At 67.1% G+C, this 18,415-nt stretch carries 16 protein-coding genes; 11 read left to right on the top strand and 5 right to left on the bottom strand.

Annotated elements, in window-relative coordinates; all coding sequences use genetic code 11:
- The 5 genes from VB775_RS07390 to VB775_RS07370 all read left to right on the top strand — a co-directional run.
- On the top strand, positions 1-269 hold a 269-nt coding region (locus tag VB775_RS07390; RefSeq protein ID WP_323216716.1), incomplete at its 5' end, for a hypothetical protein.
- Between the two features lie 85 nt (positions 270-354).
- Positions 355-1,914, top strand: a complete 1,560-nt coding sequence (locus VB775_RS07385; RefSeq protein WP_323216715.1) for a PQQ-dependent sugar dehydrogenase — start codon at positions 355-357, stop codon at positions 1,912-1,914.
- 101 nt (positions 1,915-2,015) lie between these two features.
- On the top strand, positions 2,016-3,053 hold the full coding sequence (locus VB775_RS07380) for a hypothetical protein (RefSeq protein WP_323216714.1): 1,038 nt from the start codon (positions 2,016-2,018) through the stop codon (positions 3,051-3,053).
- A 246-nt stretch (positions 3,054-3,299) separates the two neighbouring features.
- The gene (locus VB775_RS07375) at positions 3,300-4,391 is read left to right on the top strand and encodes an NAD-dependent epimerase/dehydratase family protein (RefSeq protein ID WP_323216713.1); all 1,092 of its coding nucleotides are present in this window, start codon (positions 3,300-3,302) and stop codon (positions 4,389-4,391) included.
- Positions 4,392-4,428: 37 nt separating this feature from the next.
- Positions 4,429-5,277, top strand: coding sequence for a hypothetical protein (locus VB775_RS07370; RefSeq protein WP_323216712.1), 849 nt, complete (start codon positions 4,429-4,431; stop codon positions 5,275-5,277).
- A 10-nt stretch (positions 5,278-5,287) separates the two neighbouring features.
- On the opposite strand, the gene VB775_RS07365 is transcribed toward VB775_RS07370, so the two are convergent.
- On the bottom strand, positions 5,288-6,529 hold the full coding sequence (locus VB775_RS07365) for a Fic family protein (protein ID WP_323216711.1): 1,242 nt from the start codon (positions 6,527-6,529) through the stop codon (positions 5,288-5,290).
- 319 nt (positions 6,530-6,848) lie between these two features.
- Here VB775_RS07365 and ychF point away from each other — a divergent pair, with 319 nt between their 5' ends.
- A complete protein-coding gene (ychF, locus tag VB775_RS07360) occupies positions 6,849-7,952 on the top strand; it encodes a redox-regulated ATPase YchF (RefSeq protein ID WP_323216710.1) in 1,104 nt (367 codons plus the stop codon).
- A gap of 140 nt (positions 7,953-8,092) precedes the next feature.
- Here the strand turns inward: ychF and guaB are convergent, their stop codons facing one another.
- From guaB to metK, 4 genes are all read right to left on the bottom strand, one after another.
- Complete coding sequence (gene guaB / locus VB775_RS07355) at positions 8,093-9,661, bottom strand: IMP dehydrogenase (protein WP_323216709.1); 1,569 nt, start codon at positions 9,659-9,661, stop codon at positions 8,093-8,095.
- Between the two features lie 695 nt (positions 9,662-10,356).
- Positions 10,357-11,313: a mechanosensitive ion channel family protein gene (locus VB775_RS07350; RefSeq protein ID WP_323216708.1), complete on the bottom strand. Its 957-nt coding sequence runs from the start codon at positions 11,311-11,313 to the stop codon at positions 10,357-10,359.
- Positions 11,314-11,415: 102 nt separating this feature from the next.
- Positions 11,416-12,255, bottom strand: coding sequence for a DUF481 domain-containing protein (locus VB775_RS07345; RefSeq protein WP_323216707.1), 840 nt, complete (start codon positions 12,253-12,255; stop codon positions 11,416-11,418).
- 147 nt (positions 12,256-12,402) lie between these two features.
- Positions 12,403-13,578 (bottom strand): methionine adenosyltransferase, encoded by a 1,176-nt coding sequence (gene metK, locus VB775_RS07340; protein ID WP_323216706.1) that lies wholly within the window; start codon positions 13,576-13,578, stop codon positions 12,403-12,405.
- Between the two features lie 443 nt (positions 13,579-14,021).
- Here metK and VB775_RS07335 point away from each other — a divergent pair, with 443 nt between their 5' ends.
- The 5 genes from VB775_RS07335 (at position 14,022) to gmk (ending at position 18,415) form a co-directional block, all read left to right on the top strand.
- Positions 14,022-15,071: an SUMF1/EgtB/PvdO family nonheme iron enzyme gene (locus VB775_RS07335; protein WP_323216705.1), complete on the top strand. Its 1,050-nt coding sequence runs from the start codon at positions 14,022-14,024 to the stop codon at positions 15,069-15,071.
- Positions 15,071-16,168 carry a hypothetical protein gene (locus VB775_RS07330; RefSeq protein WP_323216704.1) on the top strand — a complete coding sequence of 366 codons (1,098 nt, stop codon included), beginning with the start codon at positions 15,071-15,073 and terminating at the stop codon, positions 16,166-16,168. Before VB775_RS07335 ends, VB775_RS07330 begins: the two co-directional genes overlap by 1 nt.
- Positions 16,113-17,027, top strand: coding sequence for a hypothetical protein (locus tag VB775_RS07325; protein WP_323216703.1), 915 nt, complete (start codon positions 16,113-16,115; stop codon positions 17,025-17,027). The genes VB775_RS07330 and VB775_RS07325 overlap by 56 nt, the downstream gene beginning before the upstream one ends.
- Positions 17,028-17,277: 250 nt before the next feature.
- Positions 17,278-17,793 carry a hypothetical protein gene (locus tag VB775_RS07320; RefSeq protein WP_323216702.1) on the top strand — a complete coding sequence of 172 codons (516 nt, stop codon included), beginning with the start codon at positions 17,278-17,280 and terminating at the stop codon, positions 17,791-17,793.
- A gap of 28 nt (positions 17,794-17,821) precedes the next feature.
- Entirely contained in the window at positions 17,822-18,415 is a 594-nt protein-coding gene (gene gmk / locus VB775_RS07315) for a guanylate kinase (protein WP_323216701.1), read from the top strand.

The following is an 18,415-nucleotide window of genomic DNA, read 5'->3' as shown; positions in this document are numbered from 1 at the left end:
TGGTCTCGAGCGCGCCCCCCGGGAGCGTGAAGCGACTGGCGTCTCGCGAGTCGGGGCGGCCGGCCCGGCTCGTCGCGACCGCGCTGCGCTGCGCCGCAGACGCCGATTCCGACGGGGTGATCGGCTTCTCGGATCTCAACGCGGTCCTGAGCGCCTTCGGCCAGACAGGAGTCCCGGGCGCGCTCGCCGGGGACATCAACGCCGACGGCGTGGTGGGGTTCGCGGACCTCAACGCGGTCCTCGGGGCGTTCGGGACCGAGTGCGAGTGACCGGCTCCGGGTGAACAGCAACTTGACGCAAGTTTGTCTTGTGTCCCCGGGCTCCGCGTGGTAGGAAAGGTGCGGAGGACGCGCCATGCGAACGACACGACGGTTCACGCTCGCCGCCTTGGGTTGTCTCGCGATCACCGCGTCCGCTCCGGCGCAGCGCATCCTTCCCGAGATCCTCGAGGGGCGCTACACGATCACACTCGAGCAGGTCGCGTCGGGGCTGTCGGGTCCGGCGTTTCCCGGAGGTCCCACGCAGTTCGCGCCCACGATGCTGCGCGAGTTCCCCGACGGGTCGGGCCGGCTCGCAATCGCCACGCTCGGCGGCGTCGTGCGCATCGTCGACGCGCAGGGCGCGTTGCTCGAAACGCCCCTGCTCGACACCACCAGCGGCAACCCGCTCGCGGACCTCTCGCGACCGGGCAACTATGGCATGACCGGTTTCGTCTTTCACCCCGGCTTCGCCGATCCCGGCAGCGCCGGCTTCCGCGCACTCTACACGGTCACCACCGAGATCGCGGGCGCCGGGACGCCCGACTTCACGACAAACCCCACCGGCGAGAGCCACCAGGACGTCCTCGCCGAGTGGCGCGTGCGAGCCGACGACCCCAACAGCGTCGACCCCGCGTCGCGTCGCGTGCTCATGCGCGTACGCCAGCCCCGTCAGGACCACAACCTCAACGACCTCGCGTTCGGGCCCGATGGCACGCTGTACATCGCGTCGGGCGACGGGGGAAACACCATCGCGAGTTCGACCAACGGGCAAAACACCTCGACCGTCTTCGGCGCGATCCTTCGCATCGACGTCGATCGCCTCCCCGTAAACGCGCCGAGCGCGAACGGGCAGTACGCGATCCCCTCGGACAACCCATTCGCGCAGTCCGGCGGGACCGAGGCGAAAGAGATCTACGCCTATGGCTTCCGCAATCCGTTCCGTATGTCGTTCGACCTCGCGACAGGAGACCTGTTCGCGGGCAGCGTGGGCCAGCGCAGCGTCGAGTCGGTGTATCGCGTCGTCGCCGGCGCCAATCACGGCTGGAACCTGAAGGAGGGAAGTTTCCTGTACGACCCGGCGATCAACTTCTCAGGGCCCCCCAACTCGGTGCTGCCGGATCTGCCGGGCAAAGACGGGCTGACGCTCGCACAGCGCCTCGGACTGATCGACCCCATCGCCGAGTACGACCATGTCGAGGGGTTATCGGTCACGGGCGGGTTTGTCGCGCGAGGCGCCTCGGCGTCGCGCCTCAACGGGCGGTACGTGTTCGGCGATTTCATTAACGGGCGACTCTTCTCGGTACGCGCGCCCGATGGGGGAGTCATCACCCGCCTGCGCATCGACCCCAACGGCGCCGCGCCCCCTGCGCGCCTCTACTCCTTCGCGCAGGACGAATCGGGCGGGATCTACATCCTCGGGGGCAACGCGAGCGGCTCGAACGCGTTCGTCCTCAAGATCGTGGGCGCGAGCGCCGACCCATGCCCGGGCGACGCCAACGGCGACGACATCGTCAATTTTGCCGACCTGAACACAGTCCTCAGTTCCTTCGGCGCCGCGGGCCAGGGAATCCCCGGCGACCTGAACAACGACGGGCTGGTGAATTTCAGCGATCTCAACCTGGTTCTGAGCGCCTTCGGCACGAGCTGCGAGTAGCGTGGCGCACCGGCTCACAAACGTGAAATCTGCTTCCATTCGCCGGGCCATCGCGGTATATTGATCCCGTGCGCACGCCGCGCATTAAGGAGAGGTTTGTCATGAATACCCGCTTCGTCCTGCCTGTCGTCGCGCTCGCGTGCTGCTCGATGTCGAACGCGCAGGTTGTCAACGCGCCGTTCGATCAGTTCTACAGCGCCGTGGACCTCGGCACGATCCCGGGTGTTCCCGGGCCATACGGCGGGCTGGTGATCAGCGCCGACGACCCGAACGTCCTGCTCATCGGCGGCTCGGCCAACCAGGCGGGCGCCGCGATCTATCGCGTGCGCCTCGTGCGCGCTTGCGGCAGGATCGTGGGCTTCGACGGCGACGCCGAGTTCTTCGCCACTGCGCCCAACATCGACGGCGGGCTCGCGTACGGGCCCGACGGCGTGCTCTTCTTCACGCGATACTCGATGAATGGGCTCGGGCAGATCCTCCCCGGGAGCGTTGCGCCAGACCGACTGATCAACCTCAACGACTTCGGCGTCCCGTCGTCCGTCGGCGCAGTGAACTTCATCCCCCAGGGCTTCCCGAACGCCGGTGCGTGCCGGCTCATGACCTTCAACGGCGGCGCGTGGAGCGGCGTCGAGCTCGAGCCCGCCGGTGACGGGACCTTCCTCGTCACGAGCGGGCAGGTGCGCGTGCCGTCTGCCGCGACCGGCCCCGAGGGATTCGTCTACATCCGCGCCGGCTCGCCCGAGTTCACCAACGACACGCTCCTCGTCAGCGAGTTCAGCGCGGGTCGCGTCAGCGCGTTCGATATCGACGCGAACGCCGATCCGATTGTCGCGTCACGCCGCACATTCCTTTCCGGGCTGAGCGGGGCCGAGGGCGCCGCGATCGATCCGGCGACCAACGACTTCCTCTTCTCGACCTTCGGCGGCGGGAACCGCGTGATCGTGGTGCGCGGGTTCAACCGGCCCTGCCCGGGCGACGTGACCGGCGACGGCGTCGTGAACTTCGCCGACCTCAACACCGTGCTCACCAACTTCGGGCAGTCGGCCGACCCCATCCCGGGCGACACCAACGGCGACTGCCTCGTGAACTTCGCCGACCTCAACGTCGTGCTCTCGGCGTTCGGGCAGTCCTGCGACTGATCGGCTCCGGGCAGAGTCGGCTCTCACGATGACGTGGCCGGCCCCGATGGCCCTGCCCGTAGAGATCGCGTGCGCCACGCTCGCCGCCGGTGGTCCACGCTCCGAGCGAGGCCCGGTGATCTCCTGAGCCCGAGACCCAGACCGATTCCCCGGACCGGAAAGGTCTGTACAATCCTTCACTTCATGTCCCCCTCGGCGGATAGCCCGGGTCAGCGCTTCGAGTCCGCCTTCGGTGGGGCGCGTGTCGTGGTCACCGGGGGCGCCGGGTTCATCGGCTCGCACCTGGTCGACGCGCTTCTCGATGTCGGCGCGACGGTCACCGTCGTCGACGATCTCTTGACCGGCGACGCGGACCGGCTCTTCGCGCGACTCGACGACGCGCCCGACCGGCTCCGCTTCATCCACGGCAGCATCCTCGATCGCGACGCCCTCGACGACGCGATGGAGCGCGCCACGATCGTCTATCACCTCGCCGCGATGTCGTCGGCGCCCGAGTCCCTCTCGGACCCGGAGCGCTGCTTCGCGGTCAACTCGAGAGGGACTATCGAGAGCATCCAGGCGGCGCGCATCGCCAAGGCGCGCCGGATCATCTTCGCGAGCACCGCCGCGGTGTACGGGCTGACGCCCAGGACGCCCTCGCGCGAGGACGCGCCGATCGAACCCGCCTCGCCCTACGGCGCGAGCAAGGCCGCCGGCGAAGCCGTCGTGCGCGCCTGGCCCGCCGCCTACGCCGACATCGACACGCTCAGTCTGCGCCTGTTCAATGTCTATGGCCCGCGCCAGCGCCTGCGCGCCGGCGACGAGGGCGCGGTCGTCAGCGCGTTCCTCCACGCCCTCGAACGCGCCGAGACGCCGGTCGTCTACGGCGACGGCGAGCAGACACGCGACTTCGTCTTCGTGCGCGATGTCGTTCGCGCGTTCCTCCTCGCCGGCTCCCGACCCGAGCCCTTCGGGGGCGTGGCGATCAATGTCGGCACGAGCGGCACGACCACGGTCAACCAACTCCTCGCCGCCTGCGCCAAAGCCTGCGGCAAGCCGGGCGTCGATCCCATGCGCGCCCCCGGACGAGCCGGTGACCCGCGCGTCTCGCGCGCCGATGTCTCCCTCGCCGCCAGCGCCCTGGGCTTCCACGCCGCGACCTCGCTCGACGAGGGGCTCGCAGAAACCGTCGAATGGCTCCGCGCCGCGAACGCCGATCGCGGCGACTCCCCCGAGACCCCATCGGATCCCTCCGGTGAGCCCGACGACGACGGCCACCCCCACGCCAAGCCCCGCTCCCCCGAGGTCCGCGTGCGTCACACCGGGGCGCCCCACCACGGGCGGCGCCCGGGCCGGTGATCGCGCCGCCCCCGACGCACGCTGTTAGCATCGGGCGATGATCGAGACCTTCGAGCGACTCCGCCTCTACGCGTTGTTCGCGAGCGTGCCCTACGCGCTGCTCTGGTCGCACGCCCTGATCGATGACGCCCCGGGCGCCGCCTCGGCCCTTTTCGTCGCCACCCACGCGCTGGGCGTCCTGCTGCTCATGCTCTGCGCCGATCGCGCCGACGAGCAACGCACCGGCCGGCGCACCCTCGCGCTCTGGCGCTTCCCCCTAGGCGAGCGCGAGCACGCCAACCCGGTCGCCCTGCCGGTCCTCGCGCTGCTGACGCTCGTCTCGGGCGTCGCGCTGATCATCGCGGCCCCTGCGCTCGGGCTCGCGTCGGCGGTCGTGCTCGCGCTCGGGCTCTGGCAGGCGACGCGCGACACACGGCGCAAACTCGTGATGGTCGAACTCCTCGCGCCCCTGGGCGTGCTCATCGTCCCCATGCTCCTGCTCAGCGTCTTCGGGCCCGGCGTCGATCGCGACGACTCGCCCGCCCGAACCGTCGCGATCGGCGCGACGCTCCTGGGCGCAACACTCCTCGGGCTCACGCTGCTTATGTGCCTGCTTCGCGATCAGCCCACCGACGCCCTCACCGGCGTGCGCACCACCGCGACCAACCTCGGACGCAGGGGCGCGACGCGCCTTGCCTGGGTCTGGATCGTCGCCGCCGTCCTCCTCAGCGCGATGGGCGCGTCCTGGGGCTGGTGGGGCTGGGTCGTCAGCGCCGGCATCGCACTCGCCGGGCTCGCCAGCGGGCCGGCCTTCGCCCGCGGCGCATGGGAACGCGCGGTCATCCTGTGGACGCTGGCCCTCTGGGTCGCCGGGCTCTCCTTCCTCGCGCAGGCGCTCGCGTGGTGACCACGCCCCCCTACTCGCCCAGCACGCTCAGGTACCGCGCGTACCGGAACACCCTGTCGCGCTGACGACCGGTCACCTCTTCCAGCAGACCGATCCGCTCGAAGTCCGACGCGAGCGTGTTCGCGGTGGGGATCGTGACATCCATCACTTCCGCGATCTTCTTCACGGTGACGACCGGGCTGCGCGCGAGCGCATCGACGAAGCGGGCCGCCGTTGGCTTGCCGGGCAGTTCGCGTTCGACCAGCGCGCGGTGCTCGTCGAGCAGACTCGGGATCTTCTCGGCGGCGGCGCACGCGTCGGTCGCGACCTCGCGCACGCCGCGCAGGAAGAAGGCGAGCCACCCTTCCCAGTCGCCGCGCTCGCGGATCGCGGTGAGTTTCGCGTAGTAGTCCGGCTTGTGCGCCGTCAGGAACGCCGAGAGGTACAGCAGGGGCTCACGCAGCGCGCCCTCGCGCACCAGCATCAGCGTGACGAGCAGGCGACCGAGTCGCCCGTTGCCGTCGAGGAACGGGTGGATCGTCTCGAACTGCGCGTGCGCCACGCCGGCGCGCACCAGCGTGGGCAGCCCGCCAGTCCCCGTCGAATCCACGCGGATGAACTGGAACAGGTCGTCCAGGTGCGCGCCCAGCGTTTCGGGCGAGGGCGGCACGAAGATCGCGTCACCCACCCCCGAGCGCGAGGGCGACCCGCCCTGCGCCGAGATCCAGTTCTGCGTCTCGCGCACGCATCCGCTACCTACGCCGCCCCCCGCACCCATCAGCGTGGCGTGCGCGTCGGTGATCATCCCCATCGAGACGCGCTCGCCGCTGCGCACTCGCCGCAGACACTCACGCATCGCGCGGATGTACGAGAACACCTCGCCCACATCCGCCAGCAGCGCCTCGTCGTCGCGCGAGAGGTCGTCGGCCCGCACCAACGCGCCCGCCTCGAAGCGCAGCACATCGTCCAGCGTCGCCTGCGTCCCCTCGATGCGGCTCGACAGCACCGCCTCCTTCCGGATGAACATCGCGACGAACAAGTCCACCGAGGGCACGAACCGCGACAGCCCGTCGAGGCGCCCCACCGCCAGATTGGCCGCCGACAGCGCCGGCTCCAGACGCCCGAGATCCAGTCCCACCGGCGGCAGCCCGACCGGCTCAAAGGTGCGATAACCGCCTGTGGTCAGAGGGGAGAGAGCCCCGGCACGCGGATGCCCCCGACGCTCCACGCGCCCTTCCCCCCCACCCGCGATGTCCAGATCCAGGTCGTCCATAGCGTTACTTTAAATCCATCGGCTCCATTTAACCAACCCTTCCGCAGACTTAAGCCGGGCGGTTGCAATAGTTTGTGTTTTGTTAGTATGAGAAGAAGCGATTTCACCGCGGAGGGCCGCGGAGGTCGCGGAGGGGGAGACGGGATGAGATGGGGGTGGCGTGGTACGGGCGCAGCCCGTGCCACGAGAACCCGCCAGCGACTCCCATACCCATTCCCCCGGCGCCATCACACGAGCGCAGCGAGTGTGATGGCGCGGCGATCACCGCGCGCACTGCTCTGTGCGAGTCTCCTCGATCACCCCGCCTACCCTCACCCCCATGGAAGCCGGAATCGTCGGATTGCCCAATGTCGGCAAGAGCACCCTCTTCAACGCCCTCACCTCTGCCGGGGCGTTGGCGGCCAACTATCCCTTCGCCACCATCGAGCCCAACATCGGCGTCGTGGCCGTGCCCGACCCCCGGCTCAAGGTCATCCGCGAGCACATCCAGAGCGAGAAGATCATCCCGGCGTCGATGCGCATCGTCGACATCGCCGGGATCGTCCGCGGCGCCAGCAAGGGCGAGGGGCTGGGCAACAAGTTCCTCTCCCACATCCGCGAGGTCGACGCCGTGCTCCATGTCGTCCGTTGCTTCGAAAAAGCGACGGGGGGCGACGACATCACCCATGTCGACGGCACGGTGGACCCGATCCGGGACATCGAGACGATCGAGACCGAACTGATCCTGGCGGACCTCGAGACCATCGAGAGCGCGCTGCCCAAGGCTGAGCGGGCGGCGCGCAGCCGCGACCCGGAGGCGATGGCGCGACACGAGACGCTGAAGAAACTCCTCGAGCCGCTGGAGCGTGGGACCTCGGCCCTGCAGGCGCTGGCGAACGACCCCGAGGGGCTCGCGTCGGCCCGCGCGCTTGGCATGCTCAGCGCCAAGCGCGTGCTCTATGTGATGAATGTGAGCGAGGACGACCTCCACGGCGAGGGCCCGCTCTCGAAGCAGGTGCGCGAGCGCGCCGAGAGCGAGGGCATGGAGGCGGTGCCCGTCTGCGCGAAGATCGAGAGCGAACTCGCGGAACTGGACGAAGCGGACAAGATGGAGATGCTGCAGTCGATCGGGCTCGAGGAGCCGGCGCTGCACTCGGTGACGCGTGCCGCGTACCACCTGCTGGGTCTGCAGTCGTTCTACACCGCGGGCCCGAAGGAGATCCGCGCCTGGACGATCAAGCAGGGCGCGACCGCGCCCGAGGCGGCGGGCGTGATCCACACCGACTTCCAGAAGGGCTTCATCCGCGCCGAGATCTATTCGGTGGACGACCTGGTGGAGTTCAAGAACGAGAAGGCGATCCGCGAGAAGGGGCGCATGCGGATCGAGGGCAAGTCCTATGTCATGCGCGACAAGGATGTGTGCCACTTCCTGTTCAATGTGTGACCTGCTCCGGCGCCATCACACGAGCGCAGCGAGTGTGATGCCGCGGCGATGTATTCACCGCAGAGAACGCAGAGGTCGCAGAGAAGAGAACCGGTAGATCGTCTCCCCTTATGCCCTGTGCCTCGTGCCCCGTGCCTTCTTCACCGCATCTTTTGCGCCGAGTAATTCGGCGATTCCTTCGTGATCGTGATGTCGTGCGGGTGGCTCTCCACCATGCCCGCGCTCGTCGTGCGCACGAAGCGCGCGTGCTCGCGGTACTCGTCGATCGTGCGGCATCCGAGATACCCCATCGAACTCCGCACGCCCCCCACCATCTGATACACGAACTCCGCCAGCGACCCGCGGTACGGCACCATGCCCTCGACGCCCTCGGGCACGAACTTGGGCTGCCCGGTGCGCCCGTTCTTGTCGGCCTCCGCCTGCGCGAGTTTCTCCGCCTGGCCGTAGCGATCGGCCGAGCCGGCGAACATCGCGCCCTCGCTGCCCATGCCGCGATAGGTCTTGTAGCGACGACCGTGCGTGATCACGACCTCGCCCGGTGACTCGTCGAGCCCGGCGAAGAGCGAGCCCATCATCACCGCGCTGGCGCCGCAGGCGAGCGCCTTGGCGATGTCGCCCGACGAGCGCACCCCGCCGTCGGCGATCACCGGCACGCCCCGCTTCTCCGCGACGCTCACCGCGTTGAAGATCGCCGTGACCTGCGGCACGCCGACGCCCGTCACGATGCGCGTCGTACAGATCGAGCCCGGCCCGATGCCCACCTTCACCGCGTCCGCGCCCGCGTCGATCAGCGCCTGCGCCGCCTCCGCCGTCGCGATATTGCCGGCGATCACCTGGATGTCGTGCTTCTTCTTGATCTCGGCGACGGTCAGCAGCACATTCTCGCTGTGCCCGTGCGCCGTGTCGACGACGATCACATCGACGCCCGCTTCGAGCAGCGCCTCGACGCGCTCGAACTGCTTGACGCCCACCGCGGCGCCGCAGCGCAGGCGCCCCCGCTCATCGAGGCACGCGCGCGGGAACTGCTCCTGGCGCTCGATGTCGCGCATCGTGATCAGCCCGGCGAGGTTGAAGTCCTTGTCGACCAGCGGCAGTTTCTCGACCTTGCCCCGGTTGAGAATCTGGTACGCCTCGGCGAGGGTCGCGCTCGAGGGCGCTGTCACGAGGTTGTCCTTGGTCATCACCTCTTTGACCGGCGTGCCCTCGTTCTCGATGAACTTGAGGTCGCGCCGCGTGAGGATGCCGAGCAGTTTGCCCTTGGTGCGCGCCCCGAGCGAGCCGTCGGCGGTGACGGGGAAGCCGGAGACGCCGTAGCGGGCCATGAGCCGGCGCGCGTCGCCCACGGTGTCGTCGGGCCCGAGGGTGAGCGGGTCGGTGATGACGCCGTTGGCGGTTCGCTTGACCTTGGCGACCTCGCGGGCCTGGGTCTCGGGGGAGAGGTTCTTGTGGATGATGCCCATGCCGCCCTCCTGGGCGAGGGCGATGGCGAGGCGGGCCTCGGTGACGGTGTCCATCGGGGCCGAGAGGATGGGGATGTTGAGCCGGATGCCGCGGGTGAGCCGGGTGGAGGTGTCGGCCTCGCCCGGGAGCACGCTGGAGCGGCGGGGGATGAGCAGGACATCGTCGAAGGTCAGCCCCTCGGCGAGGATCTTGCTCTGGGCCAGGGTGGAGGGGTCGGTCGCGAGAGAGGGAATCGTTCGGTCCGCCATGAAGAATCTTGGCATCCCGCAGTGGCGGGTCAACCGGTAGAATCGATTCCTTATGAGGAGCCACCTGCGATGATGCGATTGGGCTTAATGATCGTGGCCCTGGTGCCCCTTGCCGCTTGTCAGCCTGAGACCGCTACGCCTGTCGACAACTTGACGAACGAGAGGATCCGAGACCTTGAGAATCAGGTTAGGTCGCTAGAAGCGACAGTCCGTTCTCTTGTTGAATCAATTGACGCTATGCGGCAGCCGGCGACAGTAACGACCAATTCTTCCTTTCCCACCTATCAGTGGCACTCTCATCGTGCATGGGAATCAGTTCGGCTTGGCATGAGCGAGGCTGAAGTTGAAGCCCTCCTTGGTCAACCACCATTGATCACATCTCGGGACCTTCGAACAACTGCGCCTGGCCTTACAACGACTGGCGAGATCGGGTGGTATTACCCGGATCATGAAGGTGCCTTTGTAGTATTTGACTATCTAGATGAGTTCTCTGTAGCAGATTTCCCCCCTTCTGCACGGGGCCGATCCTACGATGATGATCGACGCTACTTGATTCGGTGGTCACCTCCGAAGAATTAAGTTGCCGTTTTTCTGATGCCGTTATTTGTTGCTCATCGGCACATTTACTCGAGAGAATCACCGAGGGGCACGGTGGGCGAGTGTGTCACTTAACCCCAAGAAGACACAAATCTGGTTCACCCGCCCTTGCCGGGACGGAACAGGTACACATCGCGCTGCGGGAACGGGATGGTGATCTTCGCGTCGTCCAGCGACTCTTTGATGCGCTGGATCACTTCCTGGCGCGCCGGCGCCCAGTCCGCGGTCGGCACCCACACGCGCACCTGCCAGTTGATCGCTGAATCGCCGAAGGAATCGAGCCAGACCATGTGGTCGTCGTCCTTCAAGCGCTTCTCGACGCGCTGCACGGCGCGCTCGAGTGCGCGCCGGGTCTCGTCGATGTCGGCGCCGTACGCGACGCCCACGTTGATGTCGGCGCGGCGCTTGGTGTGGTAGGTGAAGTTCTCGATCGTGTCGCCGAAAAGTTTCGTGTTCGGCACGATGAGGCGACGGTTGTCGAGCGTGTCGATGGTCGTGAAGAACAGTTCGATCTCGTCGACCTTGCCGAACACGCCGGCGGCGTTCACGACGTCGCCCACCTTGAAGGGCCGGAAGACGAGCAGCATGATGCCCGACGCGAAGTTGGACAGCGTGCCCTGGAAAGCCAGGCCGATCGCCAGGCCCATCGCGCCGATCACCACCGCGAAACTCGCGGTCTGGATGCCGAACACGCTGAGGATCGCCAGCAGCGCGAAGATGAGGATGCCCCACCTGGCCGCGTTCGCGAGGAACTTCGACAGCGTGATGTCGAACTTCGTGCGCAGCAGCGCCTTGCGGATGGTGCGGCTGGCCCACGAGGAGATGATGATCGCCGCCAGGAAGATCAGCAGCGCCTTGACGGTCGGGATGCCGTACTGCTCGGCCGCGTGCACGATCGTGTTGTAGTCGAGGTTGGAGATGTCGATGAGGGGCTTGTTCTCGGGGGCCGGGGGCGGGGGCGGGGAGAGCGACGCGACGGCGGCCTTCTCCGCCGCCGCCTGAGCGGCCTGCGCGATCTGGTCTGGGTTCTGGGCGGTCGGTGCGGTCGCGATCATCGCGTCAATCCTCGTCGATCGTGCGGTCACGGTCGTGGTCGCTGCAAAGAACGCGCCGCGGCGTCGGCCCCGGCGCGTCGGAATCAATGAATGCGCGCCGGTTCAGAACGCCCACACGAGGGCGAGGTAGTAATCGAAGTCGTTCTTCTTGGCGTCGCCGCCGGGATCGGAGTCGTAGCGGTTCTCGAAGCCGATCTTGAGCGTCATGTTGACATCGGGGTCGACGAGGATCTCCCAGCCGCCCCGCGCGAGGCCACGGAACTCGCCGCCGTCGTCGAGGTTGGGGTAGATCTCGCCGGTGAGGAAGATCTTCTGACGCTCGGTGATCTTCTGCTCGAAGTCGGCGCCGATGAGGGCTTCGGGGGTGAACCCGTCGTCGTTGCCGCCGGTGCGGTAGTTGCCGCCGATACCGACTCGCCCGACGAGGAGCGTCTTGTCGTTCTTGATGAACTCGTAGCCGGGGCCGATGAAGAAGGCGGTGCGCGTGTTCCAGTCCTGGAACTGGTCGTACTCGGAGCGCAGCGTGGCGAAGAAGCGCCAGGGGGAATCGTCGAAGAGCCAGTCGTTGCGCGCGTCGAGCGCGACGCGGTTGTCGGAGGTGTCCCCGTCGTCGCGCGAGTACAGGAAGAAGAAGCCCAGGCGCGTGTCGTAGTCGTCGGTCTGGCGTCGCCCGCTGACCCCGCCGCGGAACGAGACGCGCTCGCTGTTGCCCGTGGTGCCGTTGAGACCCAGCTCCACGGAGCCAGCCCAGCCCTCGGACCAGGACGTGGGCTGCGCAGGGACGACGAGGGCGTCGGCGTCCGTCTGCGCGGCGGCGGCGGCGTCCTGTCGCATGACCTCCGCGGCGTCGAGGGCGAGCGAGGTGTGGAACTCGGCGCCGGACGCCGCGCCGGCGAGGGCGATCAAGGTGCACGAAGCGAGCGAAAGCGTGGAACTGGTCACGGCCGTCTCCCTGACTGTCAGAAGGAATGCAACAACGCCGGTCCGCGACCGGGCCAGACGCGAGGGTAGCCGGGTGCGCGCGGGATCGCATCCTCACGGACGCCGAAAGAGGGGCGCGAGGAAAGGCGAGGTGTTCGTCCGGAGCGTTCAGCGGACCGCGGCGCGCAGCGCGTCGACCTTGTCGGTCTTCTCCCAGGTGAAGGTCGGGGCGCCGCCGGGGCGGGCGCCGGGGTCGCGCCCGAAGTGCCCGTGGCGCGCCGTCGGGGAATAGATCGGGGCGCGCAGTTTGAGCGACTCGATGATGCCCCTGGGGGTGAGCGCGAAGACCTCGCGCACGCCCCGGGCGATCGCGTCGTCGCTCGCCTTCCCGGTGCCCATGCAATCGACGAGCACGCTGGTGGGCTCCGCGACGCCGATCGCGTAGGAGAGTTGCACCTCGCACACATCGGCGAGGTCGGCGGCGACGATGTTCTTGGCGATGTATCGCGCCATGTAGGCGGCGGAGCGGTCGACCTTCGTCGGGTCCTTGCCGCTGAACGCGCCGCCGCCGTGGCGACCGCGCCCGCCGTAGGTGTCGACGATGATCTTGCGCCCGGTCAGCCCGACATCGCCGTGGGGCCCGCCGATCTCGAAGCGACCGGTGGGGTTCACATGGATGATGATCCCGGGGTGGAACCAGTCGCCCAGCACGGGCTTGATGACATGCTCGATGATCTCGTTCTTGAGCGCGCCCTGCTTATCGTTCCAGCGCTTGTCGTGCTGGGTGGAGAGCACGACGGTGTTGACCTTGTCGGGGTGTGCCGTGGTGTCGTGCGAGGGGTACTCGACGGTGACCTGGCTCTTCGCGTCGGGGCGCAGGCCGGGGATGATCCCCTCGCGCCGGACCTTCGCCTGGCGCGCGACGAGTTGGTGGGCCAGTTCGATGGGCAGGGGCATCAACTGGGGCGTCTCGCGGCACGCGAAGCCGAACATCATGCCCTGGTCGCCGGCGCCGTCTTTGTCCACGCCCATCGCGATGTCGGCCGACTGCTTCTTGATCGCCTGCAGGACCGCCATCGAGTCGGCGTCGAACGCCATCGCCGGGTCGGTGTAGCCGATCTCGCGGACCGTGTCGCGCACCACGGTGTCGACATCGACCCACCCGTCGACGGTGATCTCGCCCGCGATGACCGCCATGCCGGTGGAGACCATCGTCTCGCACGCGACGCGCGCCCGGGGGTCGACGGCGAGCATCGCGTCGAGGATCGCGTCGGAGATCTGGTCGGCGACCTTGTCGGGGTGCCCCATCGAGACGGACTCAGAGGTGAACAGACGACGCGACATGGGGAGACTCCGAGGGTGGGTCGGTGACGGCGGGGAGAGCGACCATCCGCCCGTTCATCCGGATAAACGGGCGGATCGCGCGGGCCGGGCACCGAGGGTAGAGGCGGCGGGGCGCGTCGGCAAGGGGCGTCCGGGCCGCCGGCGCGCCGCCCGCGTTCACGGACCCCGGCCCGACGCCAGAAATCCCTGCAATCTCTGGGGTTTTGTCTTGCGTCGGGAAGGCCCGCCGCTACCTTGAAAGAGCACAAGGAGCGACCGGCGTGTGGCCGGTCCGAGAAGTTTTTGTGATTCTCGGTCCTTTGGGGCTTGCGGCGGCGCGAGGGCTTGGTATCTTGCGTCTGTCAAGATGAGCGGGTTGTCTCTCGGGGGCCATGGGGGCAACCGGGGACGAAGGCCACGAGCGAGCGAACGGGACCGAGACTTCTGAGAGGAGTCCGAGCGCAATGTCAGTGTGCCAGTCCAAACCCGTCGTGTGTGCCCTCCTGATCGCGGGCCTCTCGCTGAGCAGCGTCGCGCTTGCGCAGGGCGTGCACAACAACCAGCACCTGCGGTTCACGCAGGAGCACGGAATCACCTTCAGCACCATCGGCGACGCTGGCAACCCCGCTTACACCTATTTCAACATCAACCAGACCGCCTCCGTGGGTCGAGTGGACTACGAATACCGCATCGCCACGACCGAGACGACCGTGGCGCAGTACGCACGGTTCGTGGATGTCTATCGCCATTTCGTGCCACAGAACGAGGCGATTAATCTCGCTGGGAACTCATTGGGATGGCTCGGTAACGACGCCGCTGGTTCGCCAGCCTACGCGATCCCCTCCGGATGGGAGAGCCGCCCGGCGTACGCGAGCTTCCGCTACTTTGCGCGCATGGCCAACTGGCTCCATCACGGTGCCCCCGACCTCGCCAACGCCAGCCACGACACCTTCGCCGTAGGCGCTTACGACGACACCGTCACGGGCACGCGCACGCCCGGCGCGCGGGTGTGGATCCCCTCTCGCGACGAGTGGGTGAAGGCCGCCCACTGGGATCCCAACCGAAACGGTCCGGGCGAGGGCGGCTACTGGCTCTTCCCAGACGCGAGCGACGAGCAGTTGATGCCGGGCGATCCTGCGATGGGCGGAGAGACCAGCGCCGGCAACGCCGTCGAGTGGCCCTCGGAGCAGTTTCGTCCATGGGATGTCGGAAGTTACGGGGATGTACAGACGCCCTGGGGTTTGTTGGACGCGTCGGGGGGCGCGAGGGAATGGACGGAGGACCGCGGTTCACCCTTCAACACGAGCCGTCTGGTGCTGTCGACGGGACGTAGCCCGACGGAGTTGACGCCGGGGGACCAGCTGTACCGAGACCGGATCGAGTTGTTTCATGTGGATTCCGCACTCGCGAGTGGACGTTATGTGACCGCACGCTTCGCAATGGCGGTCCCTTCTCCGGGTGTTCTGGGGATAGGTGGAATCGCCGTGGTTGTTCTTTTCCGAAGGAGCAGATGATGATGAATCGAGTAATGCTCTGGCTGGCAGCATTCATTTTGGCGGCAGCAGGGACCCCAAATGCGATCGCAGACCCCATTACGCCGTGCACCGGCACCAGCGTGCCTTGCGTCGATCCAAACAATCCCTCTCACCTCTACTGGGCGAACGACTGCAACAACCCCACGATCTATGTCGAGTACGACGGGGTGGAGGCGGCGGCGTTCTGTCAGGATTTGGTTACAGGGTTCTGGACTATCATTCTTGAGACCGCCCCGCCTCACGGCGCACAGAACTTTGTCGTCATCAAGATCCTTGCCACGACACCCGGGGTGAACATCGAGGAAATCCGCATCGACAAAGGCGAGAACAGCGCCGCTGGTATCGCGATCCTGTCGCTTGGCGAGATCGATAACTTCTCGGCTGGCATATACCGATTCAACCATATCCGATCAGTCCGTCGGGGCGCGCAGCTCGAAGAGCTTTATGTCGGCGGCAGCATCTCGGGTGACTTGGGCGAGTTGGGAGTCAACGCAACCCCAAATGTCACTGGAATCGGTGACGACAAGATCGGCGCGGGACTTGCTGGACTCGCCGTCGACGGGTATGTTTTGGGCGATGTCATTTTGAGCACCAACGACGAGTCACTCTTCTCAACGAGCTCGCAGCTCAAGCGACTGGAGTGTGTGGGCAGTGTCTTCGGTGCCATCGATGCTCCTAGTGGGGGCATCAATGTCATCGAAGTAGGTGAATCCCTAGGTACGCCCACGAGTCCAGTCGTGATTCGGAGCTACTCATTCATCGACGAAATTACGGCTGGCGAGATCCACGCTTCCGTCGAACCCGGAGAGTTGGGGCCTGGGAAGGGTGTGCTCCGCTCGCTTCGCACGACCGGAGACAACAGCACAACGGGCGACTTCATCGGCCTGATCGACGCCAAGCAGATCGGGTTGGGGGGTTCGAACGACGGTCTCGTGATTCACCGCAACCTGGGGTCCTCGACTGTCCCTGCGATCATTCGCACCGAGGAGCCTCTGGGGTCAGTCGCCGGAGGACATCATCGTGAGAGTCGGCAAGGACTTCGCGTCCCCGACGCCGGATCCGCAGATCGATCCTGAGAACTTCTCACGCTTTGAGTTGCCTCAGTCAGGGCTCGTCGGTCGCATGATCCTCAACGCGGAAGATGACGGCGGCGTCTGGCACCCGGAGGCGAAGATCAAACTCGGGACCTCGCTGGTTCTCGATGACCCCGTCTACAACATCCCCCGCGCAAGCGTCGGCGGCGGTGTCGCCGGTCTCGCGCCCTTTGAGATCTACACCGCGGAATCCAAGGGCGTGCTGGGCAACCCCATCGTCACCTTCGAGTGGGGTCCGGGATCGGGGCCTGCCGGCACCATCGCCGACCCCGAACTCTGGGTATGCGAGCCTCAGACCCCCGATGTCGTACTGCAGTTTTACGGTGGTGTGGAGCAGACCTTCCCCGGCACCAGTGACAACGGCTGGCCCGTGTCGATCTGGTCGAACGCTGAGAATGTTCTGAGTCCCGGGGACATGCAGGAGATCACGAACAAGTTCAGTTTCAACTTCCAGACCGTCCAGGGGCGCGGCTATCTCAAGATCAGCCGCACCACGGGGACCTACAGCTCGACGGGCGCCTACGAGATCCGCTACGCCCAGAGCCCAACGAACGACTATCAGTCGAGCATCACTGCGCTTCAGAAGCGCGGCGGCCTGACCCTGCAGGATGTGACCGGCTCACCCCGCCAGGAGTCGTTCACCATCTCGCTGGTGCGTGAAAACAATTGCAAAACCGAACTCCTGCTCGGATTCGACCTCAACGCCGACGACGACCTGTGCACCCAGGATGTGGCCGAGTGGATGAACAACCCCGTCGACCTCAACGGCGACGAGACGACCTGCTCGCAGGATGTCGCCCGGCTGGTACAGGCGATCAACCTGTACAACAGTCTCGACTGAAACGCGTGAGGATCGATTTGCTCTGACAGAACACACGCGGCGGGCGGCTCATGGGTCGCCCGCCGCGTTCGCGTTGCGCGCACGGCGCGGACCGGCCTTCCGCCCGCGAGGCCCCTCGGGAGGCGCGTGCGTTGTCCGGTGTTTGGCAGGTTTCTCCGCTCCCGGAGGCGGCGTCCGCCCGGCGCGCCATTTGAGGGACGAACCCGGCGTGGTCCGATCCGCGGCGGGTTGAACGCCGAAGAATGACACGATGCCGCGCCGGTTCGCCAATTGCGTCTTCGGGCCCTTCCAGTTGCGTGGGCTGCTGCGCGCCAAGTTGCTGCCGGAGGAGACCGTCGTGGGCTGGGGGGTGGTGGAGCGTGCTTCGAGCGGGGCGACCATGACGCTGCAACTGGGGCTCAGCATGGCGCCGCTCGTGGGCCCGCTGCTGGTGGCGGCGATGATGAACCCCCGGCGACGGTTCCTGATCCTGACCGACTCGCGCCTGCTGGTGCTGGACGCGCAGGCCTCGGGCAACGAAATGCTGCGCCTGGCGATGGACAAGCCCTCGTCCATCCGCGTCGTCGCCGAGGCGCCCATCGGGGGCGTCACGGTGGTGAAGACCGAGGAGCCCCGGCGCTTCCGCGTGGCCCTCGACGAGCACGACGACGCCCAGACCATCAGCGTGCCCAAGCAGCGCAGCGCCGCGGCCGAGCGCCTCGCCCTGGCGCTGACGCTCCTGGCATCGAACGAAAACGACGACGACGCCCGCCCGGCCAACGCGTGACGCGTTCGGGGGCGATACCCTTGCCCCCATGCCCCCCACGCCGGCGCACGAATCGAAGCAGGGACTCCTCGTCATCGTCTCCGGGCCCTCCGGGGCCGGGAAGACCACGATCGCGCGTGCCGTCCACGACGCCTTCGCCGGCTCGCTGCTCTCGGTCTCGCTCACCACGCGCCCGCCCGGCCCGCGCGAGACCGAGGGCGTGGACTACCGCTTCGTCGACGAGAACGAGTTCCTCGCGCGCATCGATCGCGCCGAGTTCCTCGAGCACGCCGGCGTCTATGGCAAGCGCTACGGCACGCTGCGCGCCCCGGTCGACGACGCGATGCGCGAGGGTCGACTGGTCATCCTCGAGATCGATGTGCAGGGCGCCAAGCAGGTCAAGTCGCAGATCCCCGACGCGTTCGGGCTGTTCGTCCTGCCCCCCAGCGAGGACGCGCTGCTCGAGCGCCTGCGCTCGCGCCAGCGCGACAGCGAAGAGGTGATCCAGAAACGCTTCGCGCGGGCGCGCGACGAGATGGCCGAGGCGCGCCGGTGCGCCGTCTACGACCGGTTCATTCTCAACGACGACCTCGACCGGGCCATCGGCGAGGCGATCCAGAGCGTGCGCGAACGCCTGGGCTGA

Source organism: Pseudanabaena sp. CCNP1317, from assembly GCF_034931345.1.
In the GTDB taxonomy this organism is placed as follows: domain Bacteria; phylum Cyanobacteriota; class Cyanobacteriia; order Pseudanabaenales; family Pseudanabaenaceae; genus Pseudanabaena; species Pseudanabaena galeata.
Note: the sequence above shows the minus strand (reverse complement) of the source record. Positions and strands in the feature narration are given on the sequence as shown.